Source organism: Bacillus sp. FSL R5-0820 (assembly GCF_038593385.1).
In the GTDB taxonomy this organism is placed as follows: domain Bacteria; phylum Bacillota; class Bacilli; order Bacillales; family Bacillaceae; genus Bacillus; species Bacillus altitudinis.
On record NZ_CP151991.1, the window covers coordinates 1,120,162 to 1,137,620 of the forward strand.

17 protein-coding genes are annotated in these 17,459 nt (G+C 39.0%); 12 read left to right on the forward strand and 5 right to left on the reverse strand.

Annotated elements, in window-relative coordinates; translation table 11 throughout:
• Window positions 1-401: 401 nt before the first annotated feature.
• From NST15_RS05640 to spxA, 8 genes are all read left to right on the forward strand, one after another.
• Window positions 402-2,039, forward strand: a complete 1,638-nt coding sequence (locus NST15_RS05640; RefSeq protein ID WP_007499024.1) for a peptide ABC transporter substrate-binding protein — start codon at window positions 402-404, stop codon at window positions 2,037-2,039.
• 116 nt (window positions 2,040-2,155) lie between these two features.
• On the forward strand, window positions 2,156-3,100 hold the full coding sequence (locus tag NST15_RS05645; RefSeq protein ID WP_007499022.1) for an ABC transporter permease: 945 nt from the start codon (window positions 2,156-2,158) through the stop codon (window positions 3,098-3,100).
• A 3-nt stretch (window positions 3,101-3,103) separates the two neighbouring features.
• Window positions 3,104-4,021: an ABC transporter permease gene (locus NST15_RS05650; RefSeq protein WP_017360167.1), complete on the forward strand. Its 918-nt coding sequence runs from the start codon at window positions 3,104-3,106 to the stop codon at window positions 4,019-4,021.
• Window positions 4,022-4,024: 3 nt separating this feature from the next.
• Window positions 4,025-5,113, forward strand: coding sequence for an ABC transporter ATP-binding protein (locus NST15_RS05655; protein ID WP_089374143.1), 1,089 nt, complete (start codon window positions 4,025-4,027; stop codon window positions 5,111-5,113).
• Window position 5,114: 1 nt separating this feature from the next.
• Complete coding sequence (locus NST15_RS05660) at window positions 5,115-6,032, forward strand: ATP-binding cassette domain-containing protein (protein ID WP_007499016.1); 918 nt, start codon at window positions 5,115-5,117, stop codon at window positions 6,030-6,032.
• Between the two features lie 105 nt (window positions 6,033-6,137).
• Window positions 6,138-6,425 (forward strand): hypothetical protein, encoded by a 288-nt coding sequence (locus tag NST15_RS05665; RefSeq protein WP_025207152.1) that lies wholly within the window; start codon window positions 6,138-6,140, stop codon window positions 6,423-6,425.
• A 137-nt stretch (window positions 6,426-6,562) separates the two neighbouring features.
• Window positions 6,563-7,141, forward strand: coding sequence for a GNAT family N-acetyltransferase (locus NST15_RS05670; protein WP_057079699.1), 579 nt, complete (start codon window positions 6,563-6,565; stop codon window positions 7,139-7,141).
• 193 nt (window positions 7,142-7,334) lie between these two features.
• Window positions 7,335-7,730: a transcriptional regulator SpxA gene (spxA, locus tag NST15_RS05675; RefSeq protein ID WP_003211421.1), complete on the forward strand. Its 396-nt coding sequence runs from the start codon at window positions 7,335-7,337 to the stop codon at window positions 7,728-7,730.
• Between the two features lie 40 nt (window positions 7,731-7,770).
• Here the strand turns inward: spxA and NST15_RS05680 are convergent, their stop codons facing one another.
• The gene (locus tag NST15_RS05680; protein ID WP_007499010.1) at window positions 7,771-8,436 is read right to left on the reverse strand and encodes a TerC family protein; all 666 of its coding nucleotides are present in this window, start codon (window positions 8,434-8,436) and stop codon (window positions 7,771-7,773) included.
• Window positions 8,437-8,700: 264 nt separating this feature from the next.
• Between NST15_RS05680 and mecA the strand changes: the two genes are divergently transcribed.
• The 4 genes from mecA (at window position 8,701) to pepF (ending at window position 14,336) form a co-directional block, all read left to right on the forward strand.
• Window positions 8,701-9,366 carry an adaptor protein MecA gene (gene mecA / locus NST15_RS05685; protein ID WP_008348474.1) on the forward strand — a complete coding sequence of 222 codons (666 nt, stop codon included), beginning with the start codon at window positions 8,701-8,703 and terminating at the stop codon, window positions 9,364-9,366.
• An 85-nt stretch (window positions 9,367-9,451) separates the two neighbouring features.
• Complete coding sequence (gene cls / locus NST15_RS05690; protein ID WP_008348473.1) at window positions 9,452-10,972, forward strand: cardiolipin synthase; 1,521 nt, start codon at window positions 9,452-9,454, stop codon at window positions 10,970-10,972.
• Between the two features lie 162 nt (window positions 10,973-11,134).
• Window positions 11,135-12,295: a competence protein CoiA family protein gene (locus NST15_RS05695; RefSeq protein ID WP_342498929.1), complete on the forward strand. Its 1,161-nt coding sequence runs from the start codon at window positions 11,135-11,137 to the stop codon at window positions 12,293-12,295.
• A gap of 214 nt (window positions 12,296-12,509) precedes the next feature.
• Window positions 12,510-14,336, forward strand: coding sequence for an oligoendopeptidase F (gene pepF / locus NST15_RS05700; protein ID WP_342498930.1), 1,827 nt, complete (start codon window positions 12,510-12,512; stop codon window positions 14,334-14,336).
• A 287-nt stretch (window positions 14,337-14,623) separates the two neighbouring features.
• Here the strand turns inward: pepF and NST15_RS05705 are convergent, their stop codons facing one another.
• From NST15_RS05705 to NST15_RS05720, 4 genes are all read right to left on the reverse strand, one after another.
• Window positions 14,624-14,797 carry a hypothetical protein gene (locus NST15_RS05705; protein WP_008348466.1) on the reverse strand — a complete coding sequence of 58 codons (174 nt, stop codon included), beginning with the start codon at window positions 14,795-14,797 and terminating at the stop codon, window positions 14,624-14,626.
• 296 nt (window positions 14,798-15,093) lie between these two features.
• On the reverse strand, window positions 15,094-16,005 hold the full coding sequence (locus NST15_RS05710) for a ClpXP adapter SpxH family protein (RefSeq protein ID WP_007499002.1): 912 nt from the start codon (window positions 16,003-16,005) through the stop codon (window positions 15,094-15,096).
• Window positions 16,002-16,400 (reverse strand): thiol management oxidoreductase, encoded by a 399-nt coding sequence (locus tag NST15_RS05715; protein ID WP_057079696.1) that lies wholly within the window; start codon window positions 16,398-16,400, stop codon window positions 16,002-16,004. The genes NST15_RS05710 and NST15_RS05715 overlap by 4 nt, the downstream gene beginning before the upstream one ends.
• 277 nt (window positions 16,401-16,677) lie before the next feature.
• Window positions 16,678-17,442, reverse strand: coding sequence for a lytic transglycosylase domain-containing protein (locus NST15_RS05720; RefSeq protein ID WP_008348461.1), 765 nt, complete (start codon window positions 17,440-17,442; stop codon window positions 16,678-16,680).
• Window positions 17,443-17,459 lie beyond the last annotated feature (17 nt).

Sequence of the window (17,459 nt, forward strand, 5' to 3'; positions counted from 1 at the left end):
AAATTTTAGATAAAATAGTAACTATCTGTCAGAATTTTTTAAAAAAGGATGATTAATTATATGTATAAAACATTATTCCTGCTGAATTTGTTAAATTATTTTAATCAATTTACGCTTTAATTTGTTGAAGTGATTGAGACTTTAGTTTATAAAAATCAATCTTTATCCCCATTTACGTTTTTTAAAAATATGTGAAATTGATATTGCAATAAATTATTCTATTCATTATAATGAATTTGTTCACACGTTTGTGCTAGGCTCTTTACATAGTGAAAATTCAGAAAAAACAAAAGAAATAGAAAGTAAGCTATTCAGGGACTTTTTTACGCTATTTCTTAAATCTGAATCTCATCTTCTATCGAGACCTTTGAACTAAAAACATATTATAAGGGGGAATACAGTTGAAAAAGCGTTGGTCTGTTGTTACTTTAATGCTTATTTTCACACTTGTATTAAGCGCTTGTGGTTTCAGCGGAAACAAATCAGGCGACAGCACGAGCAGTTCTGGAGAGGCTAAAACAACATTAAATGTGAATATCTCCACTGAGCCTTTTTCTCTACATCCGGGATTGGCAAATGATTCAACTTCAGGAAGTGTCATCCGTCAGACTTTTGAGGGATTAACAAGAATTAACGCTGAAGGTAAGCCAGAAAACGCAATGGCTTCTGATATCAAAACAAGTGATGATGGTAAAACTTATACATTCACACTTCGTGATGCAAAATGGTCTAATGGTGACCCTGTCACAGCACAAGACTTCGAATATGCTTGGAAATGGGCATTAGATCCTAAAAATGAATCTCAATATGCTTACCAGCTTTATTATATTAAAGGTGCTGAAGCTGCTAACAAAGGGGAAGCAAAAGTTTCTGATGTTGGCATTAAAGCAAAAGACGACAAAACGCTTGTAGTTGAGCTAGAGAACCCAACACCGTTCTTTACTGAACTAACTGCATTCTATACGTATATGCCAGTCAACAAAAAAGTGGCTGAAAAGAATAAAAACTGGTACACAAATGCTGGTGAAAACTATGTATCTAACGGACCATTCGTTCTTTCTAAATGGAAGCATGGCGGTTCTATCACACTTGAAAAGAACAATGAATACTGGGATAAAGACACTGTGAAATTGAAAAAGATTAACATGTCTATGATCAAAGATACAAACACTGAACTTAGCATGTTCAAAAAAGGCGAACTTGACTGGGCTGGTTCTCCAACTGGAAGCCTTCCAACTGAGTCTTTAAAAACGTTGAAAAAAGAAGGCGGTCTTGAAATTCAAACGATCGCTGGTATCTATAACTACAAATTCAATACAAAAGTAAAACCTTTAAACAATGCGAACATCCGTAAAGCCCTTGCATACTCAATCAACCGTCAAGCGATCGTTGACAAAATTACGCAAGGTGAACAAGTTCCAGCGATGGCAATCGTTCCTCCAACAATGGAAGGATTCACGGATAACAAAACTGGTTACTTCAAAGATCATGATGTAGCGACTGCTAAAGAACTTCTTGAAAAAGGTGCGAAAGAATTAGGTTATAAGTCAGTTTCTGATCTTCCAACATTGAAATTGTCTTACAACACAGATGAAGGCCACCAAAAGATTGCACAAGCAATTCAAGAAATGTGGAAAAAAGATTTAGGTGTTAACGTTGAACTTGATAACTCTGAGTGGAACGTATACATCGATAAAATCCACAGTGGAGACTACCAAATCGGACGTATGGGCTGGTTAGGTGACTTCAACGATCCAGTGAACTTCCTTGAGCTTTACAAAGATAAAGACGGTGGAAACAATGACACTGGATGGGAAAGCAAAGAGTACAAACAATTATTGAATGATTCTGCAAAAGAAACAGACAAAACAAAGCGTGAAGAAATGCTGAAAAAAGCAGAAAAAATCATCATCGACGATATGCCTGTAGCGCCTATTTACTTCTACACTCAACTTTGGGTACAAGATCCAAAACTTAAAGGTGTGGTTGTATCTGGACTTGGTGATGTTCAATACAAATGGGCACATTTCGAAAAGTAAGAGTTATAGTGTAAGAGATCTACGGCAAGGATCTTAAGGTATATGGAGGATGTCTCTCCATATACCTTTCTTGCTGATTAGAGAAATTGTTGTAAAATCATGGAGGTGCAATTCCGTTGCTTAAATATATCGGTAAGCGATTAATATATATTTTAATCACACTGTTTGTTATTGTAACTGCAACTTTCTTTCTCATGCAGGCAGCACCTGGTGGTCCATTCTCTGGAGAGAAGAAACTTCCTGCTGAAATTGAAGCAAACCTAAACGAGCACTACGGGTTGGACAAACCCTTATTTGTTCAATACGTGAGCTACCTAGGTTCCGTTGCGAAATTAGATTTTGGTCCCTCATTTAAATATAAAGGACAAACTGTTAATGATTTAATCAGTTCTGGATTCCCCGTTTCCTTTACCCTCGGAATTGAGGCAATTCTCCTCGCATTAGCATTTGGTGTATTGTTTGGGGTCCTTGCAGCGCTCTATCATAACAAGTGGCAAGACTATACGATTGCCATTTTAACGATCTTTGGAATCTCAGTTCCAAGTTTCATCTTAGCGGCGCTATTACAATATGTATTTGCATCTGAGGCAAGCTTTTTAGCGATCTTCCCAGTTGCAGGATGGGAGTCTTGGGCAAGCACCGTACTACCTTCTATTGCACTTTCCTTCATGCCAATGGCATTTATCGCTAGACTTGCACGGTCAAGTATGCTTGAAGTATTAAATAGTGACTACATTAGAACGGCTAGAGCAAAAGGATTAACAAAATCAGCTGTGACGATCAAACACGCCATTCGAAACGCATTGTTACCTGTTATCACTTACATGGGACCAATGGCAGCTTCAGTGTTGACAGGTAGTTTTGTCGTGGAGAAGATTTTTGGTATCCCTGGTCTAGGCTCTCACTTTGTTACAAGCATTACAAACCGTGATTACACCGTCATCATGGGTGTCACAGTCTTCTACAGTATTATTCTATTAGTCAGTATTCTAGTTGTTGACGTCCTCTACGGAATTATTGATCCTAGAATTAAACTGACGAAGGCGAAGAAAGGGGTCTAACACATGGAAGAGATGAGAAAAGATTTATTTGTGCCTGCGACAGCTGACGCAGCAGAATCTGAAAAAATTTCTAAACCTAGTCTATCTTTATGGAAGGATGCCATGCTTCGCTTCCGTGCAAATAAACTTGCAATGGTTGGACTTGCAATCATTTTCATTATTGTGATTCTGGCCATTTTCGTTCCAGTGTTCTCGAAATATGATTATTCAACGACAGATTTGCTTAATGCAGATCAGCCGCCATCAAAAGAGCATTGGTTTGGTACAGATGATTTAGGCCGAGACATGTTTGTTCGTACATGGGTAGGGGCAAGAATTTCGATCTTCATCGGTCTTGCTGCAGCAGTTCTTGACGTGATCATTGGGATCATCTGGGGAAGTATTGCTGCGTTCAAAGGCGGCCGTACAGATGAAGTCATGATGCGTATCGCAGACGTTTTATGGGCAATTCCAACACTATTAATGGTTATTTTAATGATGGTTGTTCTGCCAAAAGGATTATTAACGATTATCCTTGCTATGACAGTCGTAGGCTGGATTAACATGGCACGTATCGTTCGAGGGCAAGTTTTACAATTGAAGAGCCAAGAATACGTTCTTGCAGCACAAACATTAGGTGCAAAAACATCTAGACTTTTATTTAAACACTTGATTCCAAACTCAATGGGACCGATTCTTGTCACAATGACATTAACGATTCCTTCTGCTATTTTCACAGAAGCATTCTTAAGCTATCTAGGGCTTGGTGTACCGGCTCCATTAGCTAGCTGGGGAACAATGGCTTCTGACGGAATTCCGGCCATGACGTATTATCCATGGAGATTATGGTTCCCAGCCGCATTTATCTGTATTACAATGTTTGGTTTTAACGTGGTTGGAGACGGACTAAGAGACGCTTTAGATCCGAAGTTGCGTAAATAAGGAGTGATTAGGATGGAACGTGAACGTATTCTAGAGGTGAAAGACCTTGCAATCTCATTTAAAACATATGGTGGAGAGGTTCAAGCCATTCGTGGTGTGAACTTCCACTTAAATAAAGGCGAGACACTTGCTATTGTAGGTGAATCTGGTTCTGGTAAAAGTGTAACATCACAGGCCATCATGCGATTAATCCCGATGCCGCCAGGTTATTTCAAGCGCGGAGAGATTTTATTTGATGGGCAAGATATTGTCAAGAAAACGGAAAAGCAAATGCAAACCATTCGAGGAAAAGACATTTCGATGATCTTCCAAGATCCGATGACTTCTTTGAACCCAACCATGAAGGTCGGGAAACAAATTACAGAAGTACTTTTCAAGCACGAACAAATCTCAAAAGAAGCGGCTGAAAAAAGAGCCATTGAACTTTTAGAGCTTGTTGGGATTCCAATGCCTGAAAAAAGAATCAAACAATATCCGCATGAATTTAGTGGCGGGATGAGACAAAGGGTTGTCATCGCGATGGCACTTGCAGCTGATCCAAAGCTATTGATTGCTGATGAGCCAACGACTGCACTTGATGTAACCATTCAGGCGCAAATTTTAGAATTAATGAAAGAAATTCAGCAAAAAGTCGAAACATCTATTATCTTTATTACCCATGATCTAGGTGTTGTAGCCAATGTTGCTGATCGTGTAGCCGTTATGTATGCTGGACAGATTGTGGAGACAGGGACTGTTGATGAAATTTTCTACAATCCGAAACATCCATATACATGGGGACTTTTAGCATCTATGCCAAGCCTAGACACAGATGGAGGAGCTGAAGGGAAACTAACGGCGATTCCAGGAACACCACCAGATTTAACAAACCCGCCGAAAGGAGATGCATTTGCACTCCGGAGCGATTATGCAATGAAAATTGACTTTGAACAAGAACCACCAATGTTCAAAGTATCAGATACGCATTATGTGAAATCATGGCTACTTCATCCGAATGCCCCTAAAGTTGAACCGCCTGCTTCCGTAAAGGCGAGAATGCGTGAACTAGAAGGTAGCTACGAAAAACCTGTATTAGTAAAAGAGGGTGAATAGCATGGCAGAAAAACTGTTAGAAATTAAAAATTTAAAACAGCATTTCCATACAGCAAGAGGGACTGTAAAAGCAGTTGATGGTGTCTCATTTGATATTTATAAAGGTGAAACACTTGGACTTGTAGGTGAATCTGGATGTGGAAAGTCGACAACTGGCCGTTCGATCATAAGACTTTATGATGCGACAGATGGCGAAGTTCTCTATAAGGGAGAAAGCGTTCACGGAAAGAAATCAAGACAAAAAATGCTTGAATTTAACCGCCAAATGCAGATGATTTTCCAAGATCCATATGCTTCACTTAACCCTAGAATGACAGTTCTTGATATCATTGCAGAAGGTATTGACATTCATGGCCTTGCGAAAACAAAGCAAGCACGTAAAGAGCGAGTATATCAATTGCTTGAAACGGTTGGTTTGAATAAAGAGCATGCGAATAGATACCCGCATGAATTTTCAGGCGGTCAAAGGCAGCGTATTGGGATTGCTCGTGCGTTAGCTGTTGAGCCGGATTTCATCATTGCCGATGAGCCAATCTCTGCACTAGATGTGTCGATCCAAGCGCAGGTCGTCAACTTAATGAAAGAGCTGCAAGAAGAAAAGGGCTTAACGTATTTATTCATTGCCCATGACCTTTCCATGGTGAAATATATCAGCGATCGTATCGGCGTGATGTATTTTGGGAAATTGGTTGAGCTGGCACCAGCGAATGAATTATATGAAAACCCGCTTCATCCATATACAAAATCATTACTATCTGCGATTCCGCTTCCAGATCCTGATTATGAGCGTAACCGCAAACGGATTAAATACGATCCATCTGTTCATAAAGGAACAAATACGGAATTTCGTGAAGTTAAGCCAGGTCACTTTGTCAGCTGTACTGAGGAAGAATTCAAAGAGATCAAAGCAAAACAATAAGAACAGAGAAGAAGCACTGCGATATCAGTGCTTCTTTTTTTATTTTACAAAAAAACAAGTTGATGGTAATTTTTATGTAAAATGAGTAAACCAGGAGGAAATCAAATGTTGTTATGGAAGACGTTTCGCTATTCATGTCTTCACTTTTTTATCGTCACGATGCTTTTTTCAATATCTTTTTTAACGGAACCAAACGGAGGAAAGTGGATGATCGCATTTTTAGTGCTCATTTGCATCATTTCGTTTTCGGTTGAATTTGCTGTGTATCGGCGCACGAATAAACAGAAGGAAGAAGTCCGGCGTATGAAGTACCTTTATTTCATCATGTTTCAGATCGCCATGACACTTCTTTTGTTTGCTTGCTTTCAAATGCTCATGAATCGTTCGATATAAAACTTTTTTGCTTTCTCTTGAAAAAAAGTGAAACCACCAATGGCATTGCTGCGTCTTACTAGTACAGGCGTTTAAATAGCAGGAAATCGGGAATAGATAAGGAAGTGGTTCTTAACTACATCATAAGGAGCGGATCCATGAATTGGTATGAAAAGCTCAGTGAATACTTCCCGATAGAAGAAATGAAGTCAAAAGAGCATATGGAAGCTTTATTAAAGGAAAGAAGTGATATTTATCATAAAGAAGAAGGGCCTCATCATGTGATGATGTACGCTGAATTTGATTCTTTCATCTTTATTGATTATTTATTTGTTTCCAAGGATGCAAGAGGTGAAGGCCTCGGCTCAAAGCTCATTCATAAGCTGAAGGAAAAAAGAAAACCGATCTTGCTTGAGGTCGAGCCTGTAGATGAAGATGATGCAGATACTGCAAAACGCCTAAAGTTTTATCAGAGAGAGCACTTCAAGCATGCTGAATCAATTGGTTATAAACGCAGGTCACTTGCAACAAATGAAGTGAACCGCATGGAAATTCTTTATTGGTCGCCTCGTACAGATAATGAGGAAGAAATGATGGAGGCCATGAGAAAGACGTACGAAAGAATCCATACGTATAAAGACGAAGAATGGTATGGACAATCGTATGAGGATGTTGACGATGTGCTGAAGGTCATTGAAAATAAAAAACAAAAAAATATTTTCGATCACTTCGACTAAATGAGAATGTTCAGACTTCAAACATCAGCACAAAAAGAATGAAATTGTCTAGTTTTTGTCACAAAAATTGCAAGAAAATCTGTTCACACTTACTTTTTTATAGTATAATCACTATAAAGATTACTTATTTAGAACAATTTTAATTTAAGAATACAGATCAATATTCATTCTACAAATTGAGGAGTGAAGATTTATGGTAACATTATACACATCACCAAGCTGTACATCATGTAGAAAAGCAAGAGCGTGGTTAGAAGAGCACAATATTCCATACCAAGAGAGAAATATCTTTTCTGAGCCTCTTTCAATCGATGAAATCAAAGAGATTCTTCGTATGACGGAAGATGGTACAGATGAAATTATCTCAACACGTTCTAAAGTATTCCAAAAACTAAATGTAAATGTTGAGACAATGCCGCTTCAACAATTGTATAAACTAATCAATGAGCATCCTGGTCTTCTAAGACGTCCAATTATTTTGGATGAAAAAAGACTGCAAGTTGGGTACAACGAAGATGAAATTAGACGTTTCCTTCCTAGAACGGTTCGTACATTCCAACTTCGAGAAGCTCAGCGACTTGCTAACTAATAGACAACACGAAAAGCTGCCGATCATTTGGCAGCTTTTTTTATTTATTTTCAGCCGTTTGTTCGTAAAAGAGACTGGCCAAAATAACGGTTGCGACGGTTAAAAAAGGAAGCAACAATTCAAGTGTTGTATGCTGCGCCATAAATTCATTCAGTTTTACATCACGGACAATCATTTCTCCGCCAGTAAAAGCTAAAAGGGCACTCCCTCCGTATAAAAGAATCGGAAACTTGGTTAGTGCTGCATGAATCAGCTTACTCCCCCAAATAATAATCGGAACTGAAATCATTAAGCCAAAGGCAGTGAGCACCATGTTCCCTTTAGCTGCCCCTGCAACAGCGATCACATTATCAAGTGACATAAAAAGATCTGCAATCACGATGGTCTGAACAGCACGCCAAAGCGAGCCGCTGCTTTTAATCCGAATGGATTCTTTCTTTTGTTCAATTAGCAAATTGTATCCGATATAAAGGAGAAAGAGACCGCCGATAAATTGCAAATAGGGGATGGTCAATAAATAAACGGCAGCACCAGTCATGGTAATTCTCATCAGCACTGCCAAAAGTGTGCCGATCCATATGGCTTTGTTTCGTTTTTCATTTGATAAGCTTCGACTGGCCATCGCAATGATTAATGCATTATCTCCGCCTAATATGAGGTCTATGCCAATAATCATCAGTAAGGATACGATCCACTCTGTTTCCATCCAGTTCACCTCATTTCACTAAAATAGCTCGTACAACCAATATATGAAGACGATTCAAATATATGTTTCTGCAAGTTTTCTCTGCAAAAAATGCGTTTTTATTTCTTTTATTCATCTTTTATCATAAAATAGACAGTACACAGCAATACCTCATTTCTTTAAATGGTTAACATGTAGACGGAACGGGTAAAGTGTAGTAAAGTACTATTAATTGGGAGCTTGTATGTCCCTTCAACATCTTATATAGAAGGGAAGGTTGGCAAAATGGAAATCGAAAGAATAAATGAACATACAGTCAAATTTTATATTTCCTACGGTGATATTGAAGATCGCGGTTTTGACCGTGAAGAGATTTGGTATAATCGTGAGCGCAGTGAAGAGCTGTTCTGGGAAGTGATGGACGAAGTGCACGAAGAAGAAGAATTTGCAGTAGAGGGACCACTTTGGATTCAAGTACAGGCACTTGATAAAGGTCTTGAAATTGTCGTGACAAAAGCCCAACTTTCTAAAGATGGACAAAAGCTCGAATTGCCGATTCCAGAAGATAAAAAAGATCAAACAGATGAAGAAAGTTTAGATGCTCTGCTTGATGATTTTCATAAAGAAGAGCAAGATCAAGAAGATCATAATGAGAAGGACAAAAAACTTCAACTTCAGTTCGTATTGAAAATGGATGACTTTGAAGATTTGATTGCACTTTCTCAATTAAATATGCAGGATTTTACGACAAGTTTATATTCGTTTGAAAACCGTTATTATCTATATGTTGACTTCCACGAGGATTTGTCAGATGAGCAGGTGGAGAATAAGCTTAGTATTCTGCTTGAATATGCTCATGAATCAGTGGTCAGCATCTACAGACTGCAAGAATACGGTCAGCTGATTGTCAAAGAGAATGCGCTTGAAACGATTCAACAGCACTTCTCGTAACAACCAAAAGTCGATTTCTATAGAGGAATCGACTTTTTTATCTGAATGAAAAAGTAAATAAAGTGATCGGCAAGGAGAAAATGAAATGAGAAATGTAGTCAAAGTTCTATTTTTTCTTATCATTACGATAGGTGCTTATTTGATTATCCAAATTTTTGCCGGTGATCTAGCGGTAAGTGTATTAAGTTCCGTCAGTGTTCTATTCACTTTATCGATTATCTTCATCGGGTTTGTCATTTTCTTAGAAAACAGAAATCCCTCTCAAACGATTACGTGGCTTGTGCTGCTTGGGAGCTTTCCGCTTTTCGGGTTTTTGTTTTATATTTTCTTTGGACGCAATATTAAAAAGCGCAGACTTTTTGAAAAGAAAGCGGTACTAGACGAACAGCTTGTCCAGGAAGATGAACGTATCCACAGAGAAGCGATTGAAAAAATGACTCATATGGGTGACCATCAGCAGCTCTTATTTAAGCTGGCCCACAGACTTGGACATACCCCTATTACGTATCGCACATCCTCTAAAGTTCTGACCAATGGAGAAGAAACGTTCTCTCATATTTTTGAAGAAATCAAAAAAGCAACACATCACATTCACCTAGAATATTATATTCTCCGTCATGATGATCTGGGACAAGAATTAAAGGACATTTTAATCGAGAAAGCAAAAAGTGGTGTGATTGTCCGCTTTTTATATGATGATGTAGGCAGCCTAAAACTCTCCCGTCAATATATTGCTGACTTAGAAAAGGCTGGCGTGCAGATCGTTCCGTTTTTACCAGTGAGACTGCCCTTATTAAATAATAAAATCAATTTCCGAAATCACCGGAAAATCGTGGTGATTGATGGAGAAGTAGGATTTGTCGGCGGACTTAACATTGGGGACGAATATATGGGCAGAAGCAGACAATATGGATTTTGGCGTGATACCCACCTGATGATTAAAGGTGAGGCCGTTCGTGATTTGCAGCAGATTTTTATGCAGGATTGGTATTACATGACCAATGAAAGATGCTCGGGTGTGGATTATTTTAAAGATTTCAGCCATATGGAGAGTAGAGCAGAAGGCGTACAAATGATTGCGGGTGGTCCTGATAAACAGTGGGAAGTCATTAAAAATCTCTTTTTCTCCATGATTATCTCCGCCAAAAAATCAATTTGGATTGCTTCACCTTATTTTGTACCAGATGATGATATTTTGTCCGCACTGAAAATTGCTGCTTTGAGCGGAGTCGATGTTCGAATCATTGCGCCGAAAAATCCAGATAAACGCATCGTATTTCATGCGTCCCGTTCATACTTCCCCGAACTTTTAGAAGCAGGTGCGAAGGTATACGAATATGATCAAGGCTTTATGCATAGTAAGTTTATCATTGTGGATAGTGAGCTAGCATCAATTGGTACAGCAAATATGGATATGAGAAGTTTTCATCTGAACTTTGAAGTGAATGCTTTCCTCTATAAAACAAAAAGCACAGAGAAGCTGGTCAACGACTTCTTAGGTGATTTAGAGCAGTCACATGAAATTGTTCCAGAAGAATTTGCGAAGAGACCTTTGAGGGTGAGGCTGTTTGAATCAACAGCAAGATTATTATCACCTCTTTTATAAAAATTGTATTTTCCCCCTTTTCTAAAAGGGGGATTTTTTATTTTACTAAGGGAAAGTAGTTTAAAATCGCGTTTTGATACGATAAAAGTTCATTATCGATATTCGCTTCCTGATGAGAGAAAAAGCTATAATACGGTCATCAAAGAGCAAGGGGCGAAATATATGAATGCAGCGATCATGGAGAATGGCAAGCTGATTCGCATCACACAACATCTGACTAAAAGGCGGCTAGAGCATGTAAGAGCTACGTGCAAATTTTACTGTCCTGAATGTAGGCAGGAGGTTCTATTAAAGCTAGGTGAGCATCGTGTCCATCATTTTGCACATAAACAGCTCTCGGCATGTCCATTAGCGTCCACCGGTGAAACAGCTTATCATCAGGCAGGGAAAATGGCTCTTAAGGATTGGCTCACGCAGCTTGGATATGAGCCGTTACTAGAGAAATATGTTTCAAACATTCAGCAGCGCCCTGATGTGACCGTTGCTATAGAAAATAAAAGCTATGCCATCGAATTTCAATGCGCAAATATTTCGTGGAAAGAGCTGCATAAACGAACGGAAGGTCTCCGTGCTGCGGGGCTCTATCCTATATGGGTCATAGGGGCGAATCGTTTAAAACGAATGGGTGGCCAGCTCTTTTCATTCTCCTCCATTCATTGGGGAATTTTAAGGCAGTCAAAGAATAGGAAACTCATTTTTTATTGTCCGATCCAAAATAGATTCATCCACCTGGATCAACTTCTCGTGTTTCAGCCAACGAAAATATGTGCCTCAATGACCGTTAGACCGCCTTCAGCTTATCGCCAACTACCAGCACTCTTATCTGTTTCCTCGAGCAATCATCAATTGTATAAAGAGTGGCTCAAGTGTATTCGGCAATTTAGGGAGCGGCCACCCCGCATTTTAGCAAATGAAAGCAAGCGTTTAAGAACCATTTTTTATGAGCATCATCAAACAGCATGGCCATTTCTACCGACAGAATTATTTATCCCCCTGACAGAAGCATATATCTTTTCAAGCCCTGTTTATGTGTGGCAAGGATGTCTTTATGATTGGATGGTTCGAAAGGGAAAAGAACAAGTGACCATTCATCTTCTTTTAAAAGAAATTGAGCGATGTGTCCAGCATAAAGAAGTGAAGCTCCGATATGCCGATGTCACAATAGAAGAAATCAAAGAGGTGATCATTTCATATGTACGGGCGCTTGTGAATCTAGGGTTTTTATACATGACGAAAGAGGGTAATTATCAAGTAACGTCGAATCAAAAGCCTATACGAACAGCAGATGAAGCGATAAAACGAGATGCTTTCTTATTTCATTAGCATGTTTCATGCCCACTTTGATCATGATAAGAAAAAGGTGGTGCTGCTATTGAATAGAAAGAAACGCTTTTTTCTGATTTTTTTAGTTTGTTTGGTATTTATTTCTGCATATGATTTGACAAATATAGTTCAAAACAAAGAAGATAAATACAACACCAATTTCTTTCACTTTCCGAAAGGTTGGTTCAACACAACTCATGCAAGGGGGATTCATATGACTTCACAAAATAGCAACAATCATTTACCAGACAGAAGCGAAGTAAAAGAAGAAAACAAATGGCGCCTTGAAGATATTTTTGAAAGTGTCGATTCATGGAATAAGGAATTCGAAGCTGTAAAAAAAGAAATTCCGAAGCTCGCCCAATTTAAAGGCAAGCTGGCCCATTCTGCTGATGTCTTGTATGAAGCCCTAACATTTCAGGATCTACTTTCTGAAAAGCTTGGCAAGCTTTATACATATGCGCACATGAAATACGATGAAGATACAACAAATTCATCATTTCAGGCTTTAAATGATAAAGCATCCAATTTATTTACACAGCTGTCTAGTACATCTGCCTATATTGTTCCGGAAATTTTATCTATTCAAGAAGATAAGCTGCAGCAATTTATTTTGGAAAAAGAAGAATTAAAACTTTATTCTCACGCTCTCGAAGAAATTAACAAAGAGCGTCCGCATATTTTAAGTGAGGAGCAAGAAGCTTTATTAGCTGAAGCCTCTGAACCTTTATCAACATCATCCACTACGTTTAGTATGTTTAATAATGCAGATATTTCGTTTCCTTCTGTTAAGGATGAAAATGGAGAAGAAAAGAAAATTACTCATGGCAACTTCATTACCTTTTTAAACAGTGATGATCGTGAAGTGAGAAAGAATGCTTTTAAAGCCGTTTATAAAACGTATGATCAGTATAAGAATACTTTGGCGTCTACACTCAGCGGCTCGATTAAAAAGGATAATTTTTATGCGAAAGTACGTCATTACAAATCGGCAAGAGAAGCAGCGTTATCACGAAATAGTATTCCTGAAGAAGTGTATGACAATCTAATTGATACAGTTCATCAATATTTACCGTTATTACATCGCTACATTGAATTGCGTAAAAAGGTATTAAAGCTTGATGAAGTGCACAATTATGACTTGTATACACCATTAGTAAAAGATGCTGGCATGAAGCTGACCTATGATGAAGCAAAGGATTATATGCTGAAAGGGTTAGCGCCATTAGGAGAAGAATATGTTTCGGTATTAAAAGAGGGACTCGAAAATCGCTGGGTAGACGTTTATGAGAATAAAGGGAAACGAAGCGGCGCATATTCTTCTGGAAGCTATGGCACGAATCCTTATATCTTAATGAACTGGCAAAATAATATTGATAATTTATTTACGCTGGCTCATGAATTTGGTCACTCTGTTCATAGCTACTATACAAGAAAGCATCAGCCATATCCTTACGGAAACTACAGCATTTTTGTAGCGGAAGTAGCTTCTACAACAAACGAAGCATTACTAGGTGAATACTTACTCAATCATTTAGAGGACAAAAAGCAGCGCTTGTATGTGCTCAATCACTTGTTAGAAGGATTTAGAGGGACGGTATTCAGACAAACGATGTTTGCAGAGTTCGAGCATCTCATTCATGTGAAAGCGCAAGAAGGGGAGGCATTAACGCCAGAGTTTATGACGAACCTGTATTACGACCTGAATAAGAAGTATTTTGGCGACGGTATGGTTGTGGATAAGGAAATCGGATTAGAATGGACGCGAATTCCGCATTTCTATTACAACTATTATGTGTATCAATATGCAACAGGCTATAGTGCGGCTCAGGCATTAAGTAAACAAATTTTAGAAGAAGGGAAACCTGCGGTGGAGCGCTATACAGACTTCCTTAAAGCAGGAAGCTCTGACTATCCAATCAACGTGCTGAAAAAAGCTGGTGTAGATATGGCATCGAAAGAACCAATTGAGGCAGCATGTCAATTGTTTGAAGAAAAATTAAAGGAAATGGAAGAGCTCATCTCAAAGACTGGTGAGTAACGAGAAGACTTCTGTCAGATGTGTGAGTGCAAACTCACCTTTTGGCAGGAGTTTTTTCTTGAAATAAAAAAGACCAGATTGTTGACAAAGGGCTAAAATGAACTTGATTTAAGCCCTTTGACTTCTTTTTAGCGTGATAGAAAACCTTTGCAGGCTAGGAAGGCCGAGTTACTCGCGCGGAGCGAATTTGACATTCGTGAGCACTAGCACGCAGGACTGACACCGAATGCGAGGGTTGCCTACACACTAGACCTCGTCTATATGAACGAGGTTTGTACATTCAATGATTACGCTTTAAAACCTTTGAAGGTTTTCCGGTGATTCATTCGATAGAGTGTAAAGAGAATGGAAGCGAATAGGAGTGGAGAAGTCAGGTAAAGAGGCAGCATCTTCATTAAACCTAATATATTTAAACAGAAACATAAGCCAATGGCAACAAGTCCAATGGTTGTGCTGCGCATGCAGATCCCCCCATTTTTTTGTTACTTTCACTATATGAAAGTGACAGTCCTCTTATGTTTTGTGACAAAAATATGAACATATAGTATATCGGTTGTCATAAGTCGACAAAATTTGATATACTACAGATGTGAAATTAATCACATACAAACATTACCCCTTTGTTTGACCGTGAAAAATTTCTCCCATCCCCTTTGTTGTCGTTAAGACATAGTGAAACCGCGCTTATCCCGGCGCGGTTTCTTCGTACTCCCAAATAGAACAAGTGTTCTTTTTGGGAGTAAAGAAAAAACATGGGTCAGCACCCATGTTCATTCTCACAGCGGTAAACGTCAAGATCTGAATGATTGTCTCCTTCTGTATAACGCCAAAACATTTCTTGATGTACTTGTACACGTTCTACCTTTTTAGCGAATGCGAGCTTTTTCATCTCGCGTTCAACTTCTTCAAGTGTCAGGTCATATACAACGGCAATTTCTTTTGCTGATGCAAATTGAAAGTAAGCGATAAACCATTCAATTGGCGGTCGTTCTGAAGGTGTTGGTTTTTCGCCAATCATTTCAAAGAGAATTTCCTCGTAAATATCGTAAGAATATGCACCTGAAATCTTTAATCCTTCTTCACCATTTATCGTATTAAAAAAGGCGAAAGTGGGAAGCTCAGACACATCCATTTCAGCTGCGATTTTCATATCACATTGGAGCGCTTTGACAGCACTTTGAGAATGGATATCTCGCTGGAACTCTTCAATGTCCAGTCCAGCCGTTTTTGCATTTTCTAGCAAGACTTGTTCACTGGTGACGTCCTGCTGATGGCAAAAAAGCGATTCTTGAATGAGTCGTAAAAATTTCATTCCGCATTTTCTGCCCTGAAGTTCAGCTGCTTTTAATGCAAGAGAGGCGAGATAAGGTGATGTCACAATTTGTTCAGACAGCATTTGTTCTTTTTTGGTCTGAGTTTTCGTGGCAAATTTCCCCCACGCTTCGGTTAGTAAATGTTTTTTTCGTTTCCGGTTCAAAGCATTAATACTAGAACTTGTAACCGTTCGTAAAGTGAAGAAACGGCCATATTTCATTTTCAACTTTTTAATTGATGGCTCTAATAACCAGCAGTCCGGGCTGAGAGGATCAATGAATACATAGATTTCAATCGGCTTTTGAGGATGTCCGTGACAATGTGAGAAATATTGCTCATGCGGATTGCAGCTCAAGATTGTCCGTCCTTTTCAGGTATTTGGTTGACCATGTGACGAGCCGTCAAAGACAGTCGCTCAAATAAAAAGTCACGAATATCGCCGGTTAGTCCTACTTGATCCATTGCATCCTCCATGCATTCAAGCCATGCGTCCGCTCGCTCCTCAGTAATCGGAAAAGGGAGATGTCTCGCCCGTAGCATTGGGTGACCATGCTCCTCAGTATAAAGCGGCGGTCCGCCTAAATATTGAGTTAAGAACTGTTTTTGTTTTCTTGCTGTTTCTTTTAAGTCATCCGGGAAAATAGGATGAAGCAAAGGATGACACTTTACATTTTCATAAAAAGTATCAACAAGTTGCGATAGAAGTTCCTCTCCAACCGCTTCGTAAGGTGCGTTAAACGATTGTACCATGTTGACTACTCCTTTAACTCGTAGCTAATAGGATGGCTCACCCTATTGCGAATTTCATGTATTTCAAAAGTGATATTCAGTTTGTTCTATTTTGTTGTTTCTATTATTGTATACTTATTTTAACAACCTCTACTCAATTCCACAAACAAACCGCTTTGGCCCTTTGGGAAAAGTGAGGGAGACAGGTTCCGTGTTCAATTGACCATATCATAACACATTCAGTCAAAAAAGGGTGAAAAGCGACATACAAAAAACCGAAGAGGTTATTCTCTTCGGTTTAGGCGAAATATTGAGCTGTGATTTTCTTTACATAATTTTGTGTTTCTTTAAATGGAGGAATGCCTCCGTACTTATCTACATTCCCTGAGCCTGCGTTATAAGCGGCTAAGGCGAGTGAGACATTTCCATTATATTTTTGAAGCATTTGTTTTAAATACTTCGTTCCGCCTTCAATGTTTTGGGCTGCATCAAAGGCATTGTTCACGCCAAGTGATTTAGCAGTAGACGGCATTAGCTGCATCAGTCCAAGTGCACCTGCATGGCTGACAGCATTCGTGCGATAACCGGATTCTTGCTTGATCACTGCGTGGATCAGCTTTTCTGGAACTCCGTGCTTTTGAGCCATTTGTGAGACGATTTGATTAATCTCTTTTGATGAAGAGCCTGAAACAGCTTTTTGAAGAGGCGGTGTGTAGCTGTTATTTAAGACGTTTCCAATACCATTTGCGGTATTCAATTGGCTGTCATTTGCATAAAGAGACTGAGATTGAAGCTGTTCACTGCCCGCTATCGCAGATAAATATGGATTCATGCGTGCATATTGCGTGTTCGGAGACGTTGATGGGTCCGATCCCATGAACGCAGAAATGGAAAGCGGGAGACGAGATAATTCTGATCCGCCTAAAAAATCTTGCAACAGCGACTGGAATGAAGTCTCAGCGCTTGATTCTTGTCCAGCTGTGAGTTGTGTTTGTCCATTATCAGATTGTAACGTTTTGAGTGCTTGAAGCTGCATAAAGGATTGAAGTTGATTGACGTTCATCATGTTCCTCCTTCAAG